The sequence below is a fragment of the Bradyrhizobium sp. 138 genome (assembly GCF_023074075.1).
In the GTDB taxonomy this organism is placed as follows: domain Bacteria; phylum Pseudomonadota; class Alphaproteobacteria; order Rhizobiales; family Xanthobacteraceae; genus Bradyrhizobium.
Window position 1 is genome coordinate 122621 of the sequence record NZ_JADPKT010000022.1, and the last position, 23845, is coordinate 146465.

At 64.9% G+C, this 23845-nt stretch carries 17 protein-coding genes; 4 read left to right on the plus strand and 13 right to left on the minus strand.

Translation table 11 applies throughout. The features are described from left to right. The first annotated feature begins 365 nt into the window (after window positions 1-365). Window positions 366-1400 carry a cysteine synthase A gene (locus IVA79_RS12240; RefSeq protein WP_247553199.1) on the plus strand — a complete coding sequence of 345 codons (1035 nt, stop codon included), beginning with the start codon at window positions 366-368 and terminating at the stop codon, window positions 1398-1400. Between the two features lie 31 nt (window positions 1401-1431). Here IVA79_RS12240 and IVA79_RS12245 read toward each other — a convergent pair whose 3' ends face one another. The 7 genes from IVA79_RS12245 to IVA79_RS12275 form a co-directional block, all read right to left on the minus strand. Continuing rightward, complete coding sequence (locus IVA79_RS12245; protein ID WP_247553201.1) at window positions 1432-3672, minus strand: tetratricopeptide repeat protein; 2241 nt, start codon at window positions 3670-3672, stop codon at window positions 1432-1434. 117 nt (window positions 3673-3789) lie between these two features. Further along, window positions 3790-6060 carry a tetratricopeptide repeat protein gene (locus tag IVA79_RS12250; protein ID WP_247553203.1) on the minus strand — a complete coding sequence of 757 codons (2271 nt, stop codon included), beginning with the start codon at window positions 6058-6060 and terminating at the stop codon, window positions 3790-3792. Window positions 6061-6158: 98 nt separating this feature from the next. Continuing rightward, window positions 6159-8399 carry a tetratricopeptide repeat protein gene (locus IVA79_RS12255; RefSeq protein ID WP_247553205.1) on the minus strand — a complete coding sequence of 747 codons (2241 nt, stop codon included), beginning with the start codon at window positions 8397-8399 and terminating at the stop codon, window positions 6159-6161. Window positions 8400-8500: 101 nt separating this feature from the next. Next, on the minus strand, window positions 8501-9238 hold the full coding sequence (locus IVA79_RS12260; RefSeq protein WP_247553207.1) for an amino acid ABC transporter ATP-binding protein: 738 nt from the start codon (window positions 9236-9238) through the stop codon (window positions 8501-8503). Window positions 9239-9249: 11 nt separating this feature from the next. Further along, window positions 9250-10770, minus strand: a complete 1521-nt coding sequence (locus tag IVA79_RS12265) for an amino acid ABC transporter permease (protein ID WP_247553209.1) — start codon at window positions 10768-10770, stop codon at window positions 9250-9252. Further along, entirely contained in the window at window positions 10767-11972 is a 1206-nt protein-coding gene (locus tag IVA79_RS12270) for an ABC transporter permease subunit (protein WP_247553211.1), read from the minus strand. The genes IVA79_RS12265 and IVA79_RS12270 overlap by 4 nt, the downstream gene beginning before the upstream one ends. A 25-nt stretch (window positions 11973-11997) precedes the next feature. Further along, the gene (locus IVA79_RS12275; RefSeq protein ID WP_247553213.1) at window positions 11998-13014 is read right to left on the minus strand and encodes an amino acid ABC transporter substrate-binding protein; all 1017 of its coding nucleotides are present in this window, start codon (window positions 13012-13014) and stop codon (window positions 11998-12000) included. Window positions 13015-13403: 389 nt separating this feature from the next. Between IVA79_RS12275 and metC the strand changes: the two genes are divergently transcribed. Next, the gene (gene metC / locus IVA79_RS12280) at window positions 13404-14588 is read left to right on the plus strand and encodes a cystathionine beta-lyase (RefSeq protein WP_247553215.1); all 1185 of its coding nucleotides are present in this window, start codon (window positions 13404-13406) and stop codon (window positions 14586-14588) included. A gap of 133 nt (window positions 14589-14721) precedes the next feature. Next, complete coding sequence (locus IVA79_RS12285; RefSeq protein ID WP_247553218.1) at window positions 14722-16413, plus strand: Na/Pi cotransporter family protein; 1692 nt, start codon at window positions 14722-14724, stop codon at window positions 16411-16413. 64 nt (window positions 16414-16477) lie between these two features. On the opposite strand, the gene IVA79_RS36940 is transcribed toward IVA79_RS12285, so the two are convergent. Further along, entirely contained in the window at window positions 16478-17146 is a 669-nt protein-coding gene (locus tag IVA79_RS36940) for a nuclear transport factor 2 family protein (RefSeq protein ID WP_247553221.1), read from the minus strand. Between IVA79_RS36940 and IVA79_RS12295 the strand changes: the two genes are divergently transcribed. Then, on the plus strand, window positions 17048-17983 hold the full coding sequence (locus tag IVA79_RS12295) for a LysR family transcriptional regulator (protein WP_247553224.1): 936 nt from the start codon (window positions 17048-17050) through the stop codon (window positions 17981-17983). The two genes, IVA79_RS36940 and IVA79_RS12295, sit on opposite strands and share 99 nt — an antisense overlap. On the opposite strand, the gene IVA79_RS12300 is transcribed toward IVA79_RS12295, so the two are convergent. The 5 genes from IVA79_RS12300 to pbpC all read right to left on the minus strand — a co-directional run bounded on the left by IVA79_RS12300 (window position 17984) and on the right by pbpC (window position 23820). Beyond that, on the minus strand, window positions 17984-18322 hold the full coding sequence (locus IVA79_RS12300) for a lipid-A-disaccharide synthase N-terminal domain-containing protein (RefSeq protein ID WP_247553227.1): 339 nt from the start codon (window positions 18320-18322) through the stop codon (window positions 17984-17986). It abuts the gene before it with no gap. Continuing rightward, complete coding sequence (locus tag IVA79_RS12305; protein ID WP_247553228.1) at window positions 18319-19056, minus strand: glycosyltransferase family 2 protein; 738 nt, start codon at window positions 19054-19056, stop codon at window positions 18319-18321. The genes IVA79_RS12300 and IVA79_RS12305 overlap by 4 nt, the downstream gene beginning before the upstream one ends. A 63-nt stretch (window positions 19057-19119) precedes the next feature. After that, window positions 19120-19965: a phosphatase PAP2 family protein gene (locus tag IVA79_RS12310; protein ID WP_247553229.1), complete on the minus strand. Its 846-nt coding sequence runs from the start codon at window positions 19963-19965 to the stop codon at window positions 19120-19122. Between the two features lies 1 nt (window position 19966). Beyond that, window positions 19967-21709 (minus strand): glycosyltransferase family 39 protein, encoded by a 1743-nt coding sequence (locus IVA79_RS12315; RefSeq protein WP_247553230.1) that lies wholly within the window; start codon window positions 21707-21709, stop codon window positions 19967-19969. A gap of 50 nt (window positions 21710-21759) precedes the next feature. Continuing rightward, a complete protein-coding gene (pbpC, locus tag IVA79_RS12320; protein WP_247553231.1) occupies window positions 21760-23820 on the minus strand; it encodes a penicillin-binding protein 1C in 2061 nt (686 codons plus the stop codon). Between the last annotated feature and the right edge of the window lie 25 nt (window positions 23821-23845).

Below are 23845 nucleotides of genomic sequence, written 5' to 3' on the forward strand. Positions count from 1 at the left end.
GCTGCCACACCGGCATCGAGGCCTTTCAATCGGGTCCCGCAACGCCCCGCGCGGCTTCGGCTCGGTCGCGGCCTCACCACCCACGTCGCCAGATGTCGTCCCAACTTGCTCTTGGAAAAAAGCGGTCGTGAAGTCGATGGTCACGACCACCATCTTCCGTGGTCTGACGGAGTTCAGTCATTTCCGCCTACTGATATCCCGCCGCACAGCAAGGCGCGTCATCGCCGATCGCGCAGCTCGATAATATCCCTGTTTGGACAGGCGTTTCGGCCGGTTTCGCCGCAGCGCAAAAGCCTTCCCCTTTGGCCTCCCAAGCACTAGGTTCTGGCCAACCAGATCAACCCCTCGGTAGCGATTTTCCTGACATGACCATTCGAAACGACGTTGTCGAAGCCATTGGCAACACCCCGCTGATCAAGCTGAAGCGCGCCTCGGAGCTGACCGGCTGCACCATTCTCGGCAAGGCCGAGTTCATGAACCCCGGCCAGTCGGTCAAGGACCGCGCCGGCAAATGGATGATCCTGGAGGCCGAGAAGCGCGGCGAGCTCAAGCCCGGCGGTCTCGTGGTGGAAGCAACTGCCGGCAATACCGGCATCGGGCTCGCGGTCGTCGCGAGCGCGCGCGGCTACCGCACGCTGATCGTGATCCCGGAAACGCAGAGCCAGGAGAAGAAGGATTTCTTGAAGCTGTGCGGCGCCGAGCTGATCGAGGTGCCGGCCCTGCCCTACGCCAACCCCAACAACTACCAGCATGTCGGCCGGCGGCTCGCGGACGAGCTGCGCAAGACCGAGCCCAATGGTGTGCTGTTCGCAGACCAGTGGAACAACCTCGACAACGCCAAGGCGCACTACGAGTCGACGGGGCCCGAGATCTGGGAGCAGACCGGCGGCAAGGTCGATGGCTTCGTCTGCTCGGTCGGCAGCGGCGGCACGCTCGCCGGCGCCAGCCGCTATCTGAAGGAGAAGAACAAGAACGTGCGGATCGCCTGCGCCGACCCGCACGGCGCGGGCATGTACGAATATTTCCGGACCGGCGATGCCAAGGCGACGCCCGGCGGCTCGATCACCGAAGGCATCGGCCTCAACCGCGCGACCGCGATCGTCGAGACGGCGAAGGTGGATGATGCCTATCTCATTCCCGACGCTGAAGCCGTCACGGCGATCTACGAGCTGCTTCAGCACGAAGGCCTGTGCCTCGGCGGCTCGACCGGCATCAACATCGTGGGCGCGATGCGCCTCGCCAAACAGCTCGGACCGGGCAAGACGATCGTCACCGTGCTGTGCGATTCCGGCAGCCGCTATCAGTCGAAGCTGTTCAACGCAGATTTCATGCGCGCCAAGAACCTGCCGGTGCCGGAGTGGCTGGAGAAGCGCAGCAACATTAAGCCGCCCTTCGTGTGATCGTCACTGAGCCCGGCACGGTTCGGCCGGCTTACGCGACCTCGCCGCGTTCAGAGGCCGCGGCACAATGGTCGCGCCAGAACCGGCGGTACCCCTCCTCGACGCTGCGCGTGTAAATCTCGACATTGCCGGCCGGCGAGGCTGCGATCCGGGCCGGCAGATCCGCGCGCAATTTCGCGAGATAAGCGGGCTGCGCCGCGTATTTACAGGCGATCGCGGCATAGCCCTCGTCATCCTCGGCGACCCAGTCGTTGAGACCAACGGCCGTCACGATCGAGCCGCCGGCGCGCGACGAAGCACCATGGCCGAGCTTGGCGACGACCGGAACGCCTGCATAGAGGGATTCCCAGGTGCTGACACCGCCGTTTTGCGGGAAAGGATCGAGCGAAATATCGACGTTCGCAAAGGCCCGCAGATGCTCAGCGCGCTCGGACGAGCCGAGGCACGTGATGTTCTCCTCGGCGATGCCCTGCGCCACGAAACGTGCGAGAAGGCCGTCGCGCACCAGCGGATCGTCAAGCAGGGTATGCTTGATGATGATCTTCGATCCGGTCACCTCACGCATCACCTTTGCCCACACAAGGATGGCCTCGTCCGAGATCTTCGAGATGCGATTGAAGACGCCGAACGTCGCATGGCCATTGCGGAGCATGGGAAGCTCCGAAGCGGGCACATCCAGGATGGGATCGGTCGTGATCAGGCACGGCAGGTCGTAAACCTGTTCGGCCAGCAGATGACGGGCCGATTCCGGAATGAAGACCGGATCCGCAAGCACGTAGTCCATGGTCTGAAGGCCCGTGCCCGTGGCGTGTCCAAAACCCGTGACCTGGATCGGAGCCGGCTTGCGGCCGAAGACAGGGAGCCTGTTGCCTGTGGTATGCCCGGAGACGTCGATCAGGAGATCGACCTTGTCGGCCTCGATACGATCGGCCAACTCGTCGTCCGAAAGTTGCCAGGCGTCGACCCAGACGTCTGCCAACGACTTGAACCTGGCAGTCATCTCATCTCGCGTCGGCGAGCACGAATAGCAGACGATCTCGAATTTGGCGCGATCATGATGGCGCAGCACCGGCAGCAGACCGAACGCCGCCGAGTGGTACCAGAACTCTGCGGATACGTAACCGACCACGATCCGCCGGTCGGGATCGAACTCCTGGGGCGCGAGCTTCCTTTGCAGGAATCTGGCGCCGATCGCATCCCACCAGGATTTGCGCGCCGCCTGCTGGACCGCGAAATCGGCGTCGGAGAGATAGTCCAGGAAATAGATCTTCCGCGCGATCAAGTCCGGCTCGTCCGGCGTGATCGCCAGCGCGGCGTCGAGATGTTCGATGGCGGCCGCGATCTCTCCCTGGTTGGCAAAACAGGAGCTCAGCAACGCCAGCGCGATCGCCGAGCGTGGATTTTCCTCGAGCAACGCCGTGCAGGCCAGGATCGCCTGCGCGGTATTCCCGGTGCTCAGCGAGACTTCCGCCTTCCCCCGCAAGGCCACTTCGAGCTTGGGCGAAAGCGCAAGTGCGGCCTCAAAATCCGCCGCCGCCTGCTGCGGCCGCGACAGCGCAAAATTGAGCCGGCCGCGGTGCGCGAGGACCTTCGCCGAACCGGGCCTGATCGCCAGCGCCGCCGCGAGCGCGGCTTCCGCCTCATCGTAGTGCTTGAGCTCGATGCTGACCACGCCTTTGCCGACGAGCGCTTCGGCGTGACGCGGCTGAAACAACAAAGCGCGCTCGAAACTCTGCCTGGCGCAGTCGAATTGACCCAGCGCCAGCTCGGCCAGGCCACGATTGCAGAGCGCATCGGCATAGTCGGGCTTCAGCTTGATCGCGCGGTCATACAGCTCGATGGCCTGCCCGGGCAGGTTCATCTGGAGCAAGGTATTGCCGAGGCCGGCCAGGGCCAGCGGAAAATTCGGCTTCAGCGCGATCGCCTTCTCCAGGCATGCGCGGGCAGCCTCGAATTTCTGAAGCGCAAGGTACACAGCGGCAAGATTGTTGTGGGCCTCGTGCGAACGCGGATCGAGCGCGACCGCGCGCTCGAGCAGCTGTTGCGCTTCATCGAGGCGCCCGAGCTGTTGCACGCTCAGGCCGAGGAAATGCGTGGCGTCGAAATGATCCGGGACAGCCTGCACGATCTGGCGGCAGAGCGCCTCGCTCTCCGCATATCTGCCCTGGCCATAGGCACTCGCCGCGGCCGAGATGATGGCGTCGGCCTGCTTCTTCAACTTCTTCTGCAACCGCGCATTCTGGAATGCGCGCGCGCCGGCGCTGCTCTGCAAGGTGTCTCTCCGGAAGATGGCCCGCGGCGAGTCTAACTGATTCGCCCACCAGGCCGGCCGTTCGGCGCCGACCAGAAGGCCTCCGGGATATCCCGGGGCATCGCTGCTATATCCGGCTCAGGAACCGCTCGGTGCGTCCGCCTCTTCTACTGCAGCGGCGCCGCTTTCCGATGCGGCAGCGCAATAGTCGCGCCAGAACTGGCGGTAGCCCGCTTCGAGCGCGCGCGTGTAGATCTCGACATTGCCGGCCGGCGAGGCCGCGATCTGCGCCGGCAGCCTTGCGCGCAACTTCGCCAGATGCTCGGGCTGCGAGGCAAACCTGCGGGCGATCTCGACATAGCCATCGTCATCCTCGGCGACCCAGTCGCCGAGGCCGACGGCGGCCACGATGGAGGCGCCGGCACGCGAGGAGGCTCCGATGCCGAGCTTGGCGACGACGGGAACACCCTTGTAGAGGGACTCCCAGGTGCTGATGCCGCCATTTTGCGGGAACGTGTCGAGGGAAATATCGATCTTGTCGAAGGCCATCAGGTGGTCGTCGCGCGAGGTGGTGCCGAGGCACGTGATGTCCTCCACCGCAATGCCCTGCGCGATGAAGCGCGCGACCAGGCTATCGCGCAGCAGTTGATCATCGAGCAGACCATGCTTGAGGATGATCTTCGATCCCGGCACCTCCCGCATGATGCGCGACCAGACACGGATCGCGTCATCCGAGATCTTGTAGATGCGGTTGAACACACCGAAGGTGACGTAGCCGTTGCGGAGCATCGGCAGCTCGGAGGGCTGCAGATTGGTGACGGGCTCCATCGTGATCAGGCACGGTAGGTCGTAGATCTTTTCGGCAAACAAATGCCGGACCGATGGCGGAATGAAAATGGGATCCGCGAGCACGTAATCCATGGTCGGCATGCCGGTGCCCGTCGCGTGTCCGAAACCGGTGGCCTGGATTGGAGCCGGCTTGCGCGCGAAACACTGCAGCCGGTTGCCGGTCGTGTGGCCCGAAACGTCGATCAGGATGTCGACATTGTCGGCCTGAATGCGGTCGGCGAGTTCGTCGTCCGAAAGCCCCCAGGCATCGACCCAGACGTCCGCCAATGATTTGAACATGGCGGTGTACTCGTCCGATCCCGGCCAGGAGTAGTAGCAGATGATTTCGAACTTGGCGTGATCATGATTCCGCAGCACCGGCAGCAGGGTGAGTCCCGCCGAGTGCTGCCGGAATTCGGCGGCGACATAGCCGACCACAATCCGCTTTTCCGGGTCGAGCGGCCGCTTCGGCAGCTCCCTTCGCGGCAACTTTGAGCCGATCTGATCCCACCAGGATTTTCGCACCGCCTGCTGGACCACGAAATCGGCCTCGGCGCGGTAGTCCTCCAGGAAGATCTTTCCTCTGATCGCATCCCCGTAGTCCGGCCTTACCGCCAGCGCACGATCGAGATATTCGATCGCGGCGTCCATGTCCCCCTGGGTCGAGAAGGCGAAACCCATCAGCGCCAGTCCGATTTCCGAGCGCGGGTTTTGCTCGATCAAGGCCGTTGCGGCCGCAATCGCCGGCGCGGTCTTTCCCATGACGAGGCAGACCTGTGCCTTCCCTCGCAGGGCGAGTTCGAGCTTGGGCGAAACCGCTAGCGCCGCATCGAAATCCGCAAGCGCGGGTTCCAGGCGCTGCAGCTCGTAACTGAGCCTTCCTCGCTGGGCCAGGATCCGCGGCGCGCCGGGCTTGATCGCCAGCGCCATGGCAAACTTGGCTGCCGCCTCGTCGTGGTGCCGCAGCTCCATGCTGACCATGCCGCTGCCGACGATGGCCTCCGCGTGACGCGGCTGGAACAGCAGGGCGCGATCGAAACTTTCCTTGGCGCGCTCGATCTGGCCAAGCAGAATCTCAACCATGCCGCGATTGCAGAACGCATCGGCATAGTCCGGCTTCAACTTGATGGCGCGCTCGTGCAGCTCGATCGCCTGCCCGTACAGCCCCAGATGCATCAGGGTATTGCCGAGGTTGGTCAGCGCCACCACGAAATTCGGCTTCAGCGCGATCGCCCTCTCCTGGCACCGCCGCGACTCTTCGTGATTGCCGAGGTCGAAATGCACGGTCGCGAGGTTGTTATGGGCATCATGCGAGCGCGGATCGAGCGCGATCACGCGCTCCAGCAGCTCTTTTGCCTCCTCGAGGCGCCGGCCGTCATGGGCGCACATGCCGAGCAGGTGCATGGCGTCGACATGTTCCGGAAGGGCTTTCAGGATCTCACGGCACAGCGCCTCGGCCTCGGCATATCGGCCCTGGCCATAGGCGTTCGCCGCAGCGGCGATGATGGCGTCGGCCTGCTTCATCAATTTCTTCTGCAATCGCGCGTTCTGGAATGCGCGCGCGCCGCCGCTGTTCTGCAAGGTGACTCTCCGGAGGATGCCCTGGCCAGAGTCTAACTGATTCGCGAGCCTGGCCGGCCGGTCGCCGGCCCCCCCCGGGATTTCCCGGGGCGACCTGCCTACGCGACCTCGCCGCGTTCCGATGCGGCGGCACAATGATCGTGCCAGAACCGGCGATAGGCCGCTTCGACCTCACGCGTGTATAGTTCGACGTTCCCGGCCGGCGAGGCCGCGATCCGAGCCGGCAAATCCGCCCGCAACTTCGCCAGATGAGCGGGCTGCGCCGCATATTTGCATGCGATCGCGGCATAGCCATCGTCATCCACGGCGACCCAGTCGTCGAGGCCGATGGCCGCCACGATCGAGCCGCCGGCGCGCGACGAAGAGCCTTTCCCGAGCTTGGCGACGACCGGAACGCCCGCATAGAGGGATTCCCAGGTGCTGATGCCGCCATTTTGCGGGAACGTGTCGAGGGAGATGTCGACTTTCGCAAAGGCCAGCAGATGCTCGTGGCGCGAGGTCGAGCCGAGGCAGGTGATATTCTCTTCGGCAATGCCCTGGGCCACGAACCGCGCGATCAGACCGTCGCGCAGCAACGGATCGTCGAGCAGCCCGTGCTTGATGATGATCTTCGAGCCGGCCACCTCACGCATCACTTTCGACCACACCCGGATTGCCTCATCCGAGATCTTGTAGATGCGGTTGAACACGCCGAAGGTCACATGCCCGTTCTGGAGCATGGGAAGCTCCGAAGGCGGCACATCCAGGATCGGATCGATCGTGATCAGGCACGGCAGATCATGAACCGTTTCGGCCAGCAGATGGCGCTCCGATTGCGGAATGAAGATCGGATCGGCGAGTACATAGTCCATGGTCTGAAGGCCGGTGCCCGTGGCGTGGCCGAAGCCCGTGACCTGGACCGGGGCCGGCTTCCGGGCGAATACGGACAGTCTGTTGCCGGCGGTGTGCCCGGACACGTCGATCAGAATATCGATCTTGTCGGCCTGGATGCGATCGGCCAATTCGTCGTCCGAAAGCTGCGCGGCCTCGACCCAAACGTCCGCGAGAGGCTTGAACCTCTCGGTGATCTCATCCTGCAACGGCCAGCAGGAATAGCAGACGATCTCGAACCTCGTGCGATCATGATGGCGCAGCACCGGCAACAGCGCGAACGCGGCCGAGTGGTTCCTGAATTCCGAGGCGACATATCCGACCACGATCCGCCTGTCCGGATCGAGCTGCCCGTGCGGCAACGTCCGTTGCGGCAATCTGGCGCCGATCGCATCCCACCAGGATTTTCGCGCCGCCTGCTGGACCGCGAAATCGGCCTCCGGCAGATAGTCCAGGATGAAGATCTTGCGTGCGATGGCATCCGCATAGTCCGGGGAGATCTCGAGCGCCGCGTCGAGATGATAGAGCGCCGTCGCGACGTCTCCCTGGTTCGCATAGCAGGCGCCGAGAAGCACCATCGCGTAGTCGGACCGCGGATTGTCCTCGAGCAGGGTTTTGACGGCGGCAATCGCCTGCGTCGAGTTCCCCAACAGGAGATTGACTTGCGCCTTCCCGCGCAGCGCAAGCTCGAGCCGCGGCGATCGCGCCAGCGCCGCCTCGAAGTCCGCCGCCGCCTGCTCCAGCCGGTACAGGTCGAAATTGAGCCGTCCGCGCTGCGCCAGGATCCGTGGTGACCCCGGCTTGATCGCGAGGCCTGCAGCAAGGGCGGCTTCCGCCTGCGAATAGTGCCGGAGCTCGATGCACACCATGCCCTTGCCGGCGAGCGCTTCGGCGTGCCGCGGCTGAAACAAGAGGGCGCGATCGAAACTCTCCTTGGCGCGCTCGAACCGGCCGATCATCAGCTCGGCCATGCCGCGGTTGCAAAACGCATCGGCATAGTCCGGCCGCAGCCTGATGGCGCGTTCGTGCAGCCCGATCGCCTGCTCGCCGAGCCCGATGTTCAGCAACGTATTGCCGAGATTGGTCAGCGTGATCGGACAATTCGGCTTCAGCGCAATGGCCTTCTCCTGGCATGCGCGGGCGTCCTGAAATTTCTGGACGTCGAAATATACGGCCCCGAGATTGCCATGGGCATCGGGCGAGCGCGGATCGAGCGCAATGGCGCGCGCGAACAGTCGTTGCGCCTCCTCGAGCCGCCCGCCCTCATAGGCGCGCAGGCCGAGCAGGTGGGTGGCGTGGAAATGATCCGGAACCTCTTTCAAGATCTCGCGGCAGAGCGTCTCGGCCTCGGCAAATCGGCCCTGCCCGAGTGCCTCGACCGCGAAGGACATCACCGCGTCCGCCTGCTTCCTCAACTTCTTCTGCAATCGCGCATTCTGGTAAGCGCGCGCGCCGACACTGCTCTGCAAGGTCTCTCTCCGGAGGATGGCCCGAAGCGACGCAAAGCTGATTCGGATGGTGCCAAGCTGGCGGCTAGGCTAGACCAGCGAGGTCGCCCGAATGCTGGTCCTCACCGCAGGATCTGGCTCAGGAACAGTTTTGTGCGGGCGTGCTGAGGCGCCGCAAAGAACTCGTTCGGGGTGTTGGCCTCGATGATCTGGCCGGCGTCCATGAACACAACGCGGTTGGCAACCTCGCGGGCGAAGCCCATTTCGTGGGTGACGACCAGCATGGTCATGCCCTCCTCGGCGAGGTCCACCATGGTGTCCAGCACCTCCTTGACCATCTCGGGGTCGAGCGCCGACGTGGGCTCGTCGAACAGCATGACCTTCGGGTTCATCGTCAGGGCCCGCGCGATCGCGACGCGCTGCTGCTGGCCGCCGGACATCTGCCCCGGAAACTTGTTGGCCTGGTGCGGGATCTTGACCCGCTCCAGGAACTTCATCGCGGTCTCCTCGGCGTCCTTCTTCGGGATGTTGCGCACCCAGATCGGCGCCAGCGTGCAATTGTCCAGCACGGTCAGGTGCGGGAACAGATTGAAGCTCTGGAACACCATGCCGACTTCGCGGCGTACCGCGTCGATATGCTTAAGGTTGGGCCCGAGCGCGATGCCGTCGACGACGATCTCGCCCTCCTGGAATTCCTCGAGCGCGTTGATGCAGCGGATCAACGTCGACTTGCCGGAGCCTGAGGGCCCGCAAATCACGATTCGCTCGCCCTTGCGAACATCGAGGTCGATGTCGCGCAGCACGTGAAAGTCGCCGTACCATTTGTTGAGGCCGGAAATCTTGACGATGGGGTCAGACATGATGAGCTCGATCAGTTGCGGCGGTGGGCATTGAGACGATGCTCGACGAACAGCGAGTAGCGCGACATTCCAAAGCAGAAGAGGAAGTAGATGATCCCGGCGAAGGCGAAGCCGGTGAACGCGGTCGAAGGCGTCGACCATTTCGGATCCGAGAACGAGGCCCGCAGCGAGCCCAACAGATCGAACAGCGCCACGATCGAGACCAGCGAGGTGTCCTTGAACAGCGAGATGAAGCTGTTGACGAGGTTCGGAATGACGTGACGCAACGCCTGCGGCAGCACGATCAGCGAGGTCGTCTTCCACCAGGACAGGCCCAAGGCTGCGGCCGCCTCGCCCTGCCCGCGCGGGATCGCGGCCAGGCCGCCGCGGACGTTCTCGGCCTGGTAGGCGCCCGTGAACAGCGCAATGCCGATCAGCGCGCGGACGAGACCGTCGACGGTAAAATTGCCGGGCAGGAACAAGGGCAGCATGTAGGTGGCGAAGAACAGCACGGTGATCAGCGGCACGCCGCGCCAGAACTCGATGAAGGCGATCGAGAAGATCCGGATCAACGGAATGGTGGAGCGGCGGCCGAGCGCCAGCGCGATGCCGATCGGTAGCGAGGTGACGATGCCGGTCACGGACACCACCAGCGTCACCAGAAGGCCGCCCCACAGATTTGTCGCCACAACGGGCAAGCCGCCGTGATCGAGCCCCATCAACTTGATGACGACGGCGATGGCGATGAAGGTCGCGACATTCGATGCCAGAGCCCGCCCGCCGGTGCGAACCCCGCCGCCGAGAACGAAGGCGATCAGGGAGACGATCGCAGCCGTGATGGCGAAATCGGTCCAGACCGATTGTCCAGTTCCCAGGAGTTGGTCGCGCAGCCAGGTCAGCGGAAAGATCAGCCAATAGATCGCCGTGCCGACCAGCACGATGAAATTGCCGACAATCCAGAGGAGCGGCGCGACGGCGGAGGTCTTGCTGAGAGTGAGCAGGGCCTGTCCGGCATTGATGATGCTCTCGTCGAACAGCTGCAGCAGGTCAGCCGTCCAGCTCACGCCAAAGCCCTTGATGCCGCCGCCGTGCAGCAAGAAGAACGCGACCACCGGAAATGCTAGGAAGAACAGGCCGGCATTCAGCCCCTTCGCCGGCAGCCGTGGAACGAGCATCGGCACGAGCAGGACGACCGCTAGGACGAATGTGAGATTGACACGCCAGCGCTCGGCCTCGGGATAGAAACCGTAGATCAGTTGCGGCAGCTTGGCCTGGATGTAGGGCCAGCAGGCGCCGACCGCAAAGCCGGCGTTCTCCGCGAGGCATGCCGTGCGGTCCTTGCCGCTCCACACCGCATCCACCATCAGGAACCTGACGGAGGGAACGATGGTGAACCACAGCAGCAAGGCGCCCACGATCGTGAGCAGGATGTTGGTCGGCGAGTTGAACAGGCGCGTCCGCATCAGCCCGACAAAGCCCGTGGTCTTCACCGGCGCAGGACGCTCGGTGAGGAGGTCCCGGCGAACGAAGCTGCTCGAGGCGATATCGCTCATGCGCCCAGACTCCGGCTGACGCGCCAACCATAGACGCTCATGACGGCGCTGGTGAGCAGCGAGATCAGGAGATAGATGCCCATGGTCATGGCGATGATCTCGATCGCCTGCCCGGTCTGGCTCAGCGACGTGCCGGCGAACACGGAGACAAGGTCGGGATAGCCGATCGCGACCGCCAGCGACGAGTTCTTGGTGAGATTGAGGTACTGGTTGGTCAGAGGCGGCACGATCACGCGCATGGCCTGCGGCACGACGATCAGCCGCAGCGTGGCGCCGCGGCTGAGGCCGAGCGAGGCCCCCGCCTCCATCTGTCCACTGTGGACCGACAGGATGCCGGCGCGCACGATCTCGGCGATGAAGGCGGCGGTATAGGTCGACAGCGCCAGCGTCAGCGCCACGAACTCCGGGATGATGCGCGCGCCGCCGGCGAAATTGAAGCCCTTCAGCTGCGGCAGCTCGAAGGTGAAGGGCAGACCGAATACCAGCATCGCGGCGAGCGGCAGCCCGAACAGCAGGCCCAGCACATAGGGCCAGATCCGGATCATCCGCCCTTCCTGAAACAGCGCGCGCCGGGCATAGAAGCGCAAGACCAGTGCCGCCACGATGCCGAGCGCCAGCATCGCCAGGAACGGCTCGAGGCCCCGCTCACCGATCGGGCTGGGAACGACGAGGCCGCGATTGCTGATAAAGGCAATGCCGAACAGCGAGATGCTCTGCCGCGGATTGGGCAAGGCCGCGAGCACCGCGAGGTACCAGAACAGGATCTGGAACAGCAGCGGCAGGTTGCGGATGAGCTCGACATAGATCTCGCCGACGCGCGACAACAGCCAATTGGGCGAGAGCCGGCACAGCGCGACGATGAAGCCGATCAACGTGGCGAAGACGATGCCCACCACCGAGACCACGAGCGTGTTGAGCAGACCGACCACGAACACGCGCAGGAACGTATCCGAGCCGGTGTAGGAGATCAGGGTCTGGTTGACGTCGAAGCCGGCATTGTTTCGCAAGAAGCCGAAGCCGGCGGCGATGTGCTGGTTCTCGAGGTTGGCGCGGGCGTTGGAGACGATCTCGTAGCTGATCCAGCCCAGGATCGCCGCGAAGGCAAACTGGACGGCGACGCCGTTCCAGCCTGCCTTGCCGCCCAGAATGCGCCTGATCTTCAGCGCGATCTGGGGCGGCGGTTTTCGGGCCTCGGTGCTCATGCCGCTGCCACCGGGTCAGGGGCGATCAGCGGATCGGCGGCGCGTACTGGAGACCGCCCTTATTCCAGAGATTGTTGAGACCGCGATTGATGGCGAGCGGCGAGCCCGCGCCGACATTGCGATCGAACACCTCGCCGTAATTGCCGACCGTCTTCACGATCCGCACCACCCAGTCCTTGGTCAGGCCGAGCTGCTCGCCGAAATTGCCGTCGGCGCCGAGCACGCGTTTCAGCTCGGGATTTTCGAGCTTCGCCTTCTCGTCGACGTTCTTCGAGGTCACACCGAGCTCTTCGGCGGTGATCATCGCGAACAGCGTCCATTTCACGATGTCGAACCACTGGTCGTCGCCGTGGCGCACCATCGGGCCGAGCGGCTCCTTCGAGATGATCTCGGGCAGCACCATATGGTCGTTGGGATTGGCGATCTTCAGGCGATTGGCGTAGAGGCCCGACTGGTCGGTGGTGAAGACGTCGCAGCGCCCGGCTTCATAGGCCTTGACGGTTTCGTCGTTGGTGCCGAATGCGATGACCTCATACTTCATGTTGTTGGCCTTGAAGTAGTCGGCAAGATTCTGCTCGGTGGTGGTGCCGGTCTGCACGCAGACCGAGGCGCTGTTGAGCTCGAGCGCCGAATTCACCTTGAGCGACTTCTTCACCATGAAGCCCTGCCCGTCATAATAGGTCACGCCGGTGAAGTTGGCGCCGAGCGAGGTATCACGCGAGATGGTCCAGGTGGTGTTGCGCGAGAGCACGTCGATTTCGCCCGATTGCAGCGCGGTGAAGCGGTCCTTGGCGGACAGCGGCACGAACTTGACTTTGGTCGCATCGTTGAAGATCGCCCCGGCGATCGCCCGGCAAACGTCGACGTCGAGGCCGGTCCAGTTGCCCTTGTCGTCGGGCGAGGAGAATCCCGGCAGGCCCTGGCTGACGCCGCAGGACAACATGCCCCGGTCCTTGACGGTCTTGAGCGTTTGCGCGTCGGCGGCTTGGGCGGAGAGGCCGGCGGCGAGAGCAAGGGTGAGAGCCAGGGTTACGCGTTTCATGGGCTTTGGGCCTTTCAAAGTCGTCTCAAGGAACGTTGTCTCAGGATCCCTGCCGGGGCCAGGCGTATCAAGACCGGCCCTGCAAGACTCATGCTGGAAAAAACCTTGCCGAACACCCGCCGATCCCGGGAGGCCAATACCTTAATCCCCGCCGCAGGCGCCCGCCATTCTGGCTGTGACGCAAAGTCCGGTCAGGCGATGGATCGAAGGTCGCGGCAGGCCCCTCAACATGCGGCGACTGAATAGCACCTGCGCATCACAGAACGACTGGCGTGCCGGGTCAAGGGGTTGACGGGACTCTTCTGTGTTCTGTTATTAACGACAGCGGCCTTTCGGCCTGCCCGTGGGCGCGACGCGCCCTCTGGAAACGCGGTTTTGAAAGCAGACGCATGGATTCCTCGCACCCCCAAGAGCAGCACGCCGAGACCCGGCTGGTCACCTCCGGCCGCGACACCAAGGCGCAGAAGGGGTTCGTCAATCCGCCGGTCTTTCACGGCTCGACCGTGCTCTATCCGACCGCCGAGGACCTTCACGCCCATCGCGGCGAATTCACCTATGGCCGCCACGGTTCCCCCACCACCAAGGCGTTCCAGGAGACGCTGATGGCGCTGGAGGGGCCGCAATGCGCCGGCGTCGGCATCGTCCCGTCGGGGCTGTCGGCGATCTCCACCACCCTGCTCTCGGTGCTGAAGACCGGCGACCATCTCCTGGTCTGCGACAACGTCTATCGGCCCTCGCGCAATTTCTGCAACGGCATGCTCGCTCGCTATGGCGTCGAGACCACCTATTTCGACCCGATGATCGGCGCCGGCATTGAAAAACTGTTCAAGCCGAACACCCGCGCGGTGCTGGTGGAGGCGCCGGGCTCGCAATCGTTCGAGATGCCCGACATCCGCGCCATCGCCGAGGTCGCGCATTCGCGCGGCGCGCTCGTCATCGACGACAACACCTGGGCAACCCCGCTCTATCACCGCTCGCTCGACCAGGGCGTCGACATCAGCATGCAGGCCGCCACCAAGTACATCGGCGGCCATTCCGACATCATGTTCGGCACCGTCTCGGCCAATGCCAAGGCCTGGCCGATGGTCGCCGAGGGCATCCGCCTGCTCGGCGTCTGCGCCGGTCCCGACGACGTCTTCCTGGCGCTGCGCGGCTTGCGCACGCTGTCGGTGCGGCTCGCGCAGCATCATCGCTCCGGGCTCGACATGGCGCGCTGGCTGGCTGGCCGGCCCGAGGTCGCGCGCGTCCTGCATCCGGGTCTCGAGACCGATCCCGGTCACGCCATCTGGAAGCGCGACTTCACCGGCGCGTCGGGCCTGTTCAGCATCGTGCTGAAGCCCACGCCGCAGAAGGCGGTCGACACCATGCTCAACACGCTCCAACTGTTCGGCATGGGCTTCTCCTGGGGCGGCTTCGAGAGCCTAGCGATACCCTTCGACTGCGACGCCTATCGCACCGCGACCAAGTGGGCGCCGGGCGGTCCGACCCTGCGGCTGCATATCGGTCTCGAAAGCGTCGATGATCTCAAGGCCGATCTCGATCGTGGCTTCGCTGCCCTCAAAGCGGCAATGTGAGCCTGCTCACAAGGCATCGCGCCGCGGGAACGAGCAATCCGCGTAAACGTTAACGCCGATGCGCCAAGAAATGGTTTGAACCTCAAGCGTTTGGCGCTAGCCTCACCAATCGACTCCAATCCGGACACGGAGCATGGGAACGTTGGTTCTGCTCGATCTCATGGGCGGCGTTGCGCTGTTGTTGTGGGGCCTGCACATGGTCCACAGCGGGATTCTGCGCGCCTTCGGCCCCGACCTTCGGCGCCTGCTCGGCAAGGCGCTGAGCAACCGCGCCAGCGCCTTCGCCGCCGGACTCGGGCTTACCGCGCTGCTCCAGAGCAGCACGGCGACCGCCCTGATCACCTCTTCGTTCGCGGCCGAGGGTCTCGTCAGCCTCGCGGCTGCGCTCGCCATCATGCTCGGGGCCAATGTCGGCACGACGCTGATCGTGCAGGTGCTGTCGTTCAACATCGCCGCCGTTGCGCCGGTGCTGTTCGTGCTCGGCCTCGTCGCCTTCCGCTCCGGCCCGCGCTCGCGGATCAAGGACATCGGCCGCGTCTGCATCGGCCTTGGCCTGATGCTGCTCTCGCTGCACATCCTGCTCGACACGCTGGCGCCGGCCGAGAACGCGCCCGGTGTCCGCGTCGTGATGTCCGCCATCACGGGCGATCCCATCCTGTGCATCGTGATCGCCGCCCTCATCACCTGGGCGGTGCATTCGAGCGTCGCCAGCGTGCTCCTGATCATGTCGCTGGCCTATTCGCAGTTCATCACGCCCGACGCGGCGCTGGCGTTGGTGCTCGGGGCCAATCTCGGCAGCGCCATCAATCCCGTGTTCGAGGGCGCCAAGCGTGACGATCCCGCGAGCTATCGCCTGCCGGTCGGCAATCTCATCAACCGCGTGATCGGGATTGCCGTCGTGCTGCCCTTCCTTGGCGCGATCGCCGAGCACATGCATGCCTGGCAGCCCGATCTCGCCAAGATGACCGCGGCTTTCCACATCGCCTTCAACGTCGGCACGGCGCTCATCTTCATCGGCCTGCTCGACACCATGTCGCGCCTGCTGACCCGCCTCTTGCCGGATCGCGTGCAGGAGGCCGACCCGGCCCGGCCGCGCTATCTCGACGAGACCGCGCTGGAGACACCGTCACTGGCGCTCGCCGACGCCGCCCGCGAGACGTTGCGGATGGGCGATCTCGTCGAAGTCATGCTGCGCAAGGTGATGGCTGCGATGATGACAGGCGACCGTGCGCTGGTCGACCAGGTCTCCAAGATGGACAATTTCGTCGACGGTCTCGACGAGGCCATCAAGCTCTACGTGACCAAGTTGATGCGGGGCAGCCTCGACGAGAGCGAAGGCCGCCGCGCGATGGAGATCATCTCCTTCGCCATCAACCTCGAACATATCGGCGACATCATCGACAAGAGCCTGAGCGAGCTCGCCACCAAGAAAATCAAGCGGCGCTTCCAGTTCTCGGCGGAAGGAGCCGATGAGCTTGCCGCCTTCCACAAGCGCACGATGGACTCGCTGCGGATCGCCTTCGGCGTCTTCATGTCGGGTGACGCCAACGAAGCGCGCAAGCTGCTGGTGGAGAAAACCGCGCTGCGCAACACCGAGCTTGCGGCGGTCGAACGGCATCTCGACCGGCTACGCGAGGGCCGCCCCGAGACCATCGAGACCACGTCGCTGCATCTGGACGTGCTGCGCGATCTCAGGCGCATCCACTCCCATATCTGCTCGGTCGCCTATCCCGTGCTGGATGCGGCCGGCGAGCCCTATCGCAGGAGCGAGGCGGAGACAGCCGCCCTGCCCGCTTCAGGCGCGGCGTCGGCGTTGCCGCGCTAGCGAAAACCATGCCTCCATCCCCGCGAGGTTGGAGGGCCTGAAGCCGTGCAACATGAGGTCGGTGCTACTCGGTGTGATCGGGAGCGTCGACGCTCCAGCTCGCGTCAGCGCCGAATGGATGGTCGATGAAGAAAACCCAGGTGCCGTCGGGCAACTTGCGATGAACTTCCATGCCGTGATGATGAACCTGCACCGGCTTGCCGTCCTGCCCGACGCCTTTGATCAGCCATTGGGAGCGGGTCATCGCGAAATCACCCGCAATGGTCGTGTGATGCGTAACGACATCCATATGCGGCCGTAGTCCGACATAGGCGGCCATCGTCTCGCGGATGGCGTCTGCTCCACGCGCGATCCTGGTTCCGCCGTGGACGTCATCGACCTGCACGATCGACGCATCGCTGTGGTACATCGCGGCGGCCGCCGCTACATTGTGGCTGTTGAATGCGCGGGCCAGCCAGAGATTGCAGAGTTCCGGAGATGGTGCGCCCATGATGGATTCTCCTCTTGACCGCAACGGCACGTTGTTTGTGGCGTTGATGTAGATCGAGAGACTACCGGGCGCGATCTGTTCTTTTGCCATTCGATTCTGCGCAATCGCACAGCGGCGGCCTTTGGTTGGGAACCGGAGTTCGCGATGGTCCAACGCCTGGATTGGGATGACCTTCGATACGTTCTCGCGGTCGCCGATGAAGGCTCCCTGGCGGGCGGCGCCCGATCCCTCGGCGTCAACCACACCACCGTCTTGCGGCGGATTGGAGTGATCGAGAAGCGGCTCGGCCTGCGCCTGTTCGAACGCCTGCCAGGCGGCTATCTCCTGACCGCGGGCGGCAGGGAAATGATCGTCGCGGCACGGAACGTCGATGACACCATTGCCGCGCTGGAGCGCCGTCTCGCTGGCCGCGATCTCGAGCTGTCCGGCGTGCTGCGCGTTACGACGACCGACACGCTCATGGCATCCGTCCTTCCGGCCGCGCTCGGCGAGTTTGCCGACCAGCACCCGGGCATCACGATCGAGATCGCCATATCCAATGCCATGTACAGCTTAACGCGGCGCGACGCCGACGTTGCGATCAGGCCGGCAACCAATCCGCCTTCACACCTGGTCGGGCGACGCATCGCGCCGGTGGCCTTTGCCGTCTATGCCAGTCCACGCTACCTGGATCGCACGGGCATTCCGCCGAGCCTTTCAGCTCCCCACCGCTGGCTCGCCCCCGATGACAGTCTTTCGGCGTCAACTATTGCCCGATGGATGCACAGTATCGACGGACAGGCTGAAATCGTGGCACGCGCCGATTCCCTCGTAGCGCTACGCGACCTGGCGCGCGAAGGTGTCGGCGTGACCGCACTACCCTGCTATCTCGGTGACCTCTCGCCCGGGCTCACACGGCTGGGAGAACCGATCGCAGCAATGACGTCGGCACTCTGGGTGCTCACGCATGAGGATCTGCGCGAAACCGCCCGCGTCCGGGCGTTCACCGAGTTTGTGAGCGAAGCCCTCGTCAAGCGGCGGGCATTGCTGGAAGGCAGGGCCTGCGGTGAAGGAGCTGCCTCTGTCGGCGATCGACCCTGATCAGCGCTCCAGCGTCTTCGAGGCGCTGCCGCGGTTCTTGATGATCAACATGATGTTGCGGATGTAGATGATGGTCGCGAGCGACTGGCCGAGGATGATGACCGGCTCGCGCTTCACGACGCCGTAGACCAGCGTCATCAGCCCGCCGCCCATCGAGCAGAACCAGAACGCCATCGGCACCACGCTGTTGCCGGCGCGCTCGCTCGCGATCCACTGCACCAGGAAGCGCGCGGTGAAGAACAGCTGCGCGACCAGGCCGAACGCCAGCCAGAAGTCGAACTTGGCGACGAAGACGTCGTAGAGATAGTTGCTCAGCGCCTGACCGTATTGGATGATCATGCGTTCACCTCAGTCACATCTGGTGTCGGCTTCTTGCGGCGGATCAGCCACCACACCCCGGCGAGATCCATGATGCCGATCCACAGCCGGTCAAAGAAGCCATAATTCGACACGCCGGAATGGCGCGGCCGGTCGATCACGTCGACATAGGCGATGTCGTAGCCTTCGCGGCGGACCAGCGCCGGCAGGAAGCGATGCAGCCCGTCGAAATAGGGCATCATCAGGAAGACCTCACGCCGGAATGCCTTCAACCCGCAGCCGGTGTCGCGGGTGCCGTCCTTCAGGATGGCGTTGCGGACGCCGTTCGCGACGCGCGACTGGAATTTCTTGAAGCCGGTATCCTTGCGTCCGACGCGCTGCCCCGCAGCGAGGCCGACGCGCCCTGCTCCGTTCTCGACCGCCGAGATCAGGTCGGGCAGGAAGGCCGGATTGTTCTGGCCGTCGCCGTCGAGCGTCGCCACGATCGCCCCGCGCGCCGCGCGCACGCCGCTGCGCACGGCCGCGGATTGGCCGCCCGATCGGGAGTGGCGGAGCTGACGCAGATTGTCCCGCTGCGCCATGAGCGCCGTGAGGCGTTCGCCGGTCGCATCGGTCGAGCCATCGTTGACGTAGATGATCTCATAGGCCCAGCGGCCATCGAGCGCCGCGCCGATCTCCGCGATCAGCGGCGCGATGTTGTCGGCTTCGTTGCGCACGGGAACGACGATGGAAACCGAGGGCTGGGACGACGACAAATCGAGGCTCGTGGTTGGAATGGGACTGCCTGGGGAACCGGCGGCCCCGGCAGGCAGCCGCTTTTATGGGGCGGATGCCCGGTGGGCAACCCCTTTGAGGCGGCCCGAGACCGCTCCCGCAAGTGGCACGATGGTGCCGTCGGCGCGGATGGCGAAGCCCAGCCTTCGGGCCGCAAACCAATAGCGGACCGCCATGGCGCCGACCATGCCGACCAGGGCGCCGGCCACGACGTCGCTCGGGTGATGGGCGAGCAATACCAGGCGCGTCAGCAGGATCACGATTGCGTAAGTGAACATCAACACGCGCAGGCGCGGCCATAATGCCGACACGGCAAACGCAAGGGCAAACGCCGCCACCGCATGACCCGACGGCAGGCTGGCATAAGCCCCCGTCCCTTCAAATGGGAGGAAGTTGAACGGATTGGCCTGTCCGCCGACGAACGGACGTCCGCGGCCGATGAGATATTTCAGGATCTCGGCGACGAATGCCGACACCGCAATCGACAGGAACACAAATTGCAGCCGCGTGCCGACGCTGAGCAGCAACGCGCGGCGCTTCCCCTGGAGCCCTGCCGCAACGAACGCCAGAGCCACCAGCGCAGCCCCCAGCACCGACAGCAGATACTCGTCCTTGCCGAAATCGGTGAGGATGCGGATCGGCCATAGGCTTGGTGTGCCGCGAGCCGGCATCAGCTGGATCTCGGTCTGGTCGAACGCGACCATCAGAACGATGACCAAGGCGGCGCCCGCTGCGCTGAGCCACAGCGAATGTCGCGCCAGTTTTCGCGCTGCTTCCGCGCGGCGCGAATGCGAGGGTGTGCGAACCAGTTGCGCCAGCGCGCGGCCCGACACAGTGAGCAATTGCGCGGCATAGCCCGGACGCGGCGCGGTGCTGGTCGAGGCCGACATCCTATTCGGTGCCTTCCGAGCGGAAGATCGAGATCGAGATCGCGCGGCCTTGCGAGAAATTATAGCCGTCGATGCGGGTGCCGACCTTGTAGCGCAGCCCGATCGCCTCCGCGCGCTGCACGAAGCTGCGTTCCGAACGCTGCTCGATCAGCGCAAAACGGCAGCTGCCTTGCCGCAGGAAATCCGCCGCGCCCGAACCATCCGTGAGCAGGGTCTGGGTGCCAGTCAGGAACACCAGGCTCGGCTCGTGATAGCCGGCAGCAGCCGCCTTCGGGCCGACACAGGTGACATTGCGGAGCGCGCGCGCGATCTCGATGCTCGGAAACAGCGGCGTCAGTGACGGCAGCACGATGCCGTACACGATCACCGCCAGCATCAGCGCCGCGACCAGCGCGTTGAGCAGCGAGCGCTCGGCGCGATTGTTGTCGTAGAGCCACCAGGCGAACAGGCCGAAGATCAGCGAGGCCGCGATGAACGGCCAGGCCACGAAGGCCGGCTGCCGCGTCAGCATCACTGCGCCGACCACCGCGGTGATCGAGGCGGCCGCGGGGATCGCGAACCACCAGGCCGAGCCGCGCATCAGCCAGGAGCGCGACAGCACGCGCCGCTCCACCGCGCCTGCGGTGAGAATGGCGATCGCCGGATAGAGCGGCAGCACGTAATGCGGCAGCTTGGTCAGCACCGCCTCGAACACGATCCAGGACGGGATCAGCCAAGCCAGCAGAAACTGCGCGCCCGGCTCGCGCCGGGCCCGCCACACCGCGGGCGCCGCCATCGCCGCGAGCGGTGCGCCCGGCCAGAACGTGATCCAGAACAGTGCCAGGTACAGCCCGGGCGGCGCGCCATGGGATTCCTGGGCCCCTAACTTGCTCAGCATGTCGCCGCCGACGGAATCGGCGAAGAAGGTTTCGCCGGCCCGCCAGAAGATCGCCACGAACCAGGGCAGCACCAGCACCAGCATCCACATCAGGCCCCAGACCGGGCGCAGCCGCCACAGCCAGGACGAGTCGCGGTCCTGAATCGCGAGCGCAACGATGGTCAGCCCGGCGAACATCAGGATCAGCGGGCCCTTGATCAGGATGCCGACCGCAAGCGCGGTCCAGAAGATCGCGGGCCAGCTCCAGGGCGGATGCGTCTCGTCCTCGGCGCGCTGCCAGGACAGATAGGCACGCGCCATCGCGCCCATCGCCGCGACGACGCAGAGCAGCAGCATCGCGTCGGTCTTGGCGAGCCGCGCCTCGACGCCGAGCAGCACCGAAGCGCACATCATCAGCGCCGCCAGCACCGCGGCGCGCCGCGTGACGAAGCCGAGCGCGGCCCAGTAGGTCATGAGCACGGCGCCGATCGCCCCCAGCAGCGACGGCAGCCGGTAGACCCAGATGCGCAATTCGGCTTTCGGCAGCTTCAGCGCCGATGCGGCTTCGACCGCGGCCGACTGAAGCCAGTAGATGCCGATCGGCTTCTTGTAGCGGACGTCCTCCTGAAAGCGAATATCGACATAGTCGCCGCTCTCGACCATCTGCTTGGTGGCCTGGGCGAACCGCGCCTCGTCGCGATCGATCGGCGGGATGGTGAAGAAGCCCGGCAGGAACAGCAGCAGCGCGCAGAGCACGAGGAAGCCGACCGCGCGCGCATGACTGGCCGTGACGACATCGAGCATGCGCACGAGCCCGCTGCCTGGATTTGCAGGCGATTTCGACTCGCGGGGTGCTCCAAAACGGGGGGCTGGGTAGGTCTCGGCCATTGGTTCCGCTTACGCCGAAACCGCCATCGCCACAACCGCTTAAGCCGGGCTCATTGAATTCGAATGACGACTGTGTCCGCGGCGCCCGTGGCATCGATCACGGTGAGCCGCGCAAAGCCGGGACCGGGCGGATCGATCAGGCGCTGGCGGCGGCCGTCGATCTCGCCCAGTGCCGTGCCGTTAACCATCACGGTCATGGGCAGAACGCCGCCGGCGACCTTGACCGGCATGGCTGCGCTCTCCCGGCTACCCGATCGATCAACGTCGATCCGCGAGCCGTTCAGCGGAAACTGGATGTGCAGCGCCTGCTCGCGGCCGGTCCGCACCAGTTCCCCCACAGGGCGGAACCGCTTCAGTGGCAACGGCAGCTTGGCGTTGCTGGCAACCAGGGTTCCCCTCGGCGGCTTCGGCAGCGGAGCCAGCGTCTTGCCGGTGCGGGCGAAGGCATCGAACAGGATCGGCGCGGCGGCGACGCGCCCGATCAGGCCGGGGACCGGCGCACCGTCGGGCCTGCCGACCCAGACGCCGATGGTCATGCGGCCGTCGAACCCGACCGACCACGCATCCCGATAGCCGTAGGAGGTCCCGGTCTTGAAGGCGATGCGGTTGTGAGCAGCATTCTCCGGCGGCGGCGTTCCCAGCAGCACGTTACCGACCTGCCATGCCGCGACCTGATCCAGCAGCCGGAGCGGCTCGCGGTCGTCGCTGTCCGTCATAATCTCGCGCAGCGGCTTGGTGGTGCCGAGCCGCGCGAAGCCGGTGTAGAGCTGCGTGAGATCCTGCAGCGTCACGCCGACGCCGCCGAGACCCATGGCGAGCCCGGGCGCTTCGTCCTTGGGAAGAACCAAGTTGCCGCCGGCCTGCCGCAGTCGCGAGGCCAGCCGGCTGGAGCCGACGCGGTCGAGCAGCACGATCGCCGGAACGTTCAGGGACAATTGCAGCGCCTTCCTCACGGGCACCGTGCCCTGGAAGGTCATGTCGAAATTTTCCGGCGCGTAGGAGCCGAAGCGGACGGGACGATCGTCGATCAGGCTTTCCGGATGAATGAAGCCGTCCTCGAAGGCGAGCCCGTAGATGAAGGGTTTCAGCGTCGAGCCCGGCGAGCGCACTGCACGGGTCATGTCAACCTGCCCTGCCCGGCTCTCGTCGAAATAATCGGCTGAACCGACGCGGGCGAGCACGTCCCCGCTCTCATTGTCGACCACGATGATGCCGACCGAGATGTTCGGTCCAAGCGCAATGGCGCGGTCGCGCGCCAGCGGCTCCAGCACCTTCTGCAGGTTTGCATCGAGCGTGAGCTTGATGACCGGCGTGTCCTTGACGGTCGATAGCGCGGTATCGGACGCGTGCGGCGCCAGGATCGGCATCGGCTTGCGCAGCGTTGGCACCGACACCGCCTTGGCCTGCCTTGCATCGTCGGCGCTGACCACATGCTCCTCGACCATGCGGTCGAGCACGCGGTCACGCGCCTTGCGCGCGGTCTCGGGATGGCGGTCGAGCCGGCGCGTTTCCGGCGATTGCGGCAGCGCGACCAGCAGCGCCGCCTCCGCCAGTGACAGGCGCTTCGGCTCCTTGCCGAGATAGCCGATCGAGGCGGCGCGGATGCCTTCGAGATTGCCGCCATAGGGCGCCAGCGCGAGATAGAGATCGAGGATCTGCTCCTTGCTCATGCTGCGCTCGATTTCGATGGCGCGCACCATCTGTCGCAGTTTTGCGTAGAGCGAACGCTGCCGCCGCGGCTCCATCAGCCGCGCGAGTTGCATGCTGATGGTCGAGCCGCCCGAGACGATGTGGCCGCGCGTCGCGAGCTGGAGGGCGGCACGCCCCAGCGCCAGCGGGTCGATGCCGTCATGCGCGTAGAAGCGCTGGTCTTCATAGGCCAGCAGCAGTTTTAGATAGGTCGGATCGACATTCGACCTGGCGTCGACCGGCAGCCGCCAGCGACCATCCGCCATCGCGTAGGCGCGCAGCAGCTTGCCGTTGCGATCGACGATGGTGGTGGAGACCTGACGCGCCTCGTCGAGCGGGAGCGGGCCGAGCGAGTAGACCCAGCCGACGAAGCCGATGATGGTGAGGATGAGAGTGAACGCGGCGGCCGAAAGGGCACGCATGACGCCGCCTCGCCCTGCTGTACCG

Bases quoted from the DNA above. Each gene is read 5' to 3' on its own strand.
- IVA79_RS12240 (WP_247553199.1), top strand. From the start codon at position 366: ATGACCATTCGAAACGACGTTGTCGAAGCCATTGGCAACACCCCGCTG.
- IVA79_RS12260 (WP_247553207.1), bottom strand. From the start codon at position 9,238: ATGTCTGACCCCATCGTCAAGATTTCCGGCCTCAACAAATGGTACGGC.
- IVA79_RS12265 (WP_247553209.1), bottom strand. From the start codon at position 10,770: ATGAGCGATATCGCCTCGAGCAGCTTCGTTCGCCGGGACCTCCTCACC.
- IVA79_RS12270 (WP_247553211.1), bottom strand. From the start codon at position 11,972: ATGAGCACCGAGGCCCGAAAACCGCCGCCCCAGATCGCGCTGAAGATC.
- IVA79_RS12275 (WP_247553213.1), bottom strand. From the start codon at position 13,014: ATGAAACGCGTAACCCTGGCTCTCACCCTTGCTCTCGCCGCCGGCCTC.
- metC (WP_247553215.1), top strand. From the start codon at position 13,404: ATGGATTCCTCGCACCCCCAAGAGCAGCACGCCGAGACCCGGCTGGTC.
- IVA79_RS12285 (WP_247553218.1), top strand. From the start codon at position 14,722: ATGGGAACGTTGGTTCTGCTCGATCTCATGGGCGGCGTTGCGCTGTTG.
- IVA79_RS12295 (WP_247553224.1), top strand. From the start codon at position 17,048: ATGGTCCAACGCCTGGATTGGGATGACCTTCGATACGTTCTCGCGGTC.
- IVA79_RS12300 (WP_247553227.1), bottom strand. From the start codon at position 18,322: ATGATCATCCAATACGGTCAGGCGCTGAGCAACTATCTCTACGACGTC.
- IVA79_RS12310 (WP_247553229.1), bottom strand. From the start codon at position 19,965: ATGTCGGCCTCGACCAGCACCGCGCCGCGTCCGGGCTATGCCGCGCAA.
- IVA79_RS12315 (WP_247553230.1), bottom strand. From the start codon at position 21,709: ATGGCCGAGACCTACCCAGCCCCCCGTTTTGGAGCACCCCGCGAGTCG.
- pbpC (WP_247553231.1), bottom strand. From the start codon at position 23,820: ATGCGTGCCCTTTCGGCCGCCGCGTTCACTCTCATCCTCACCATCATC.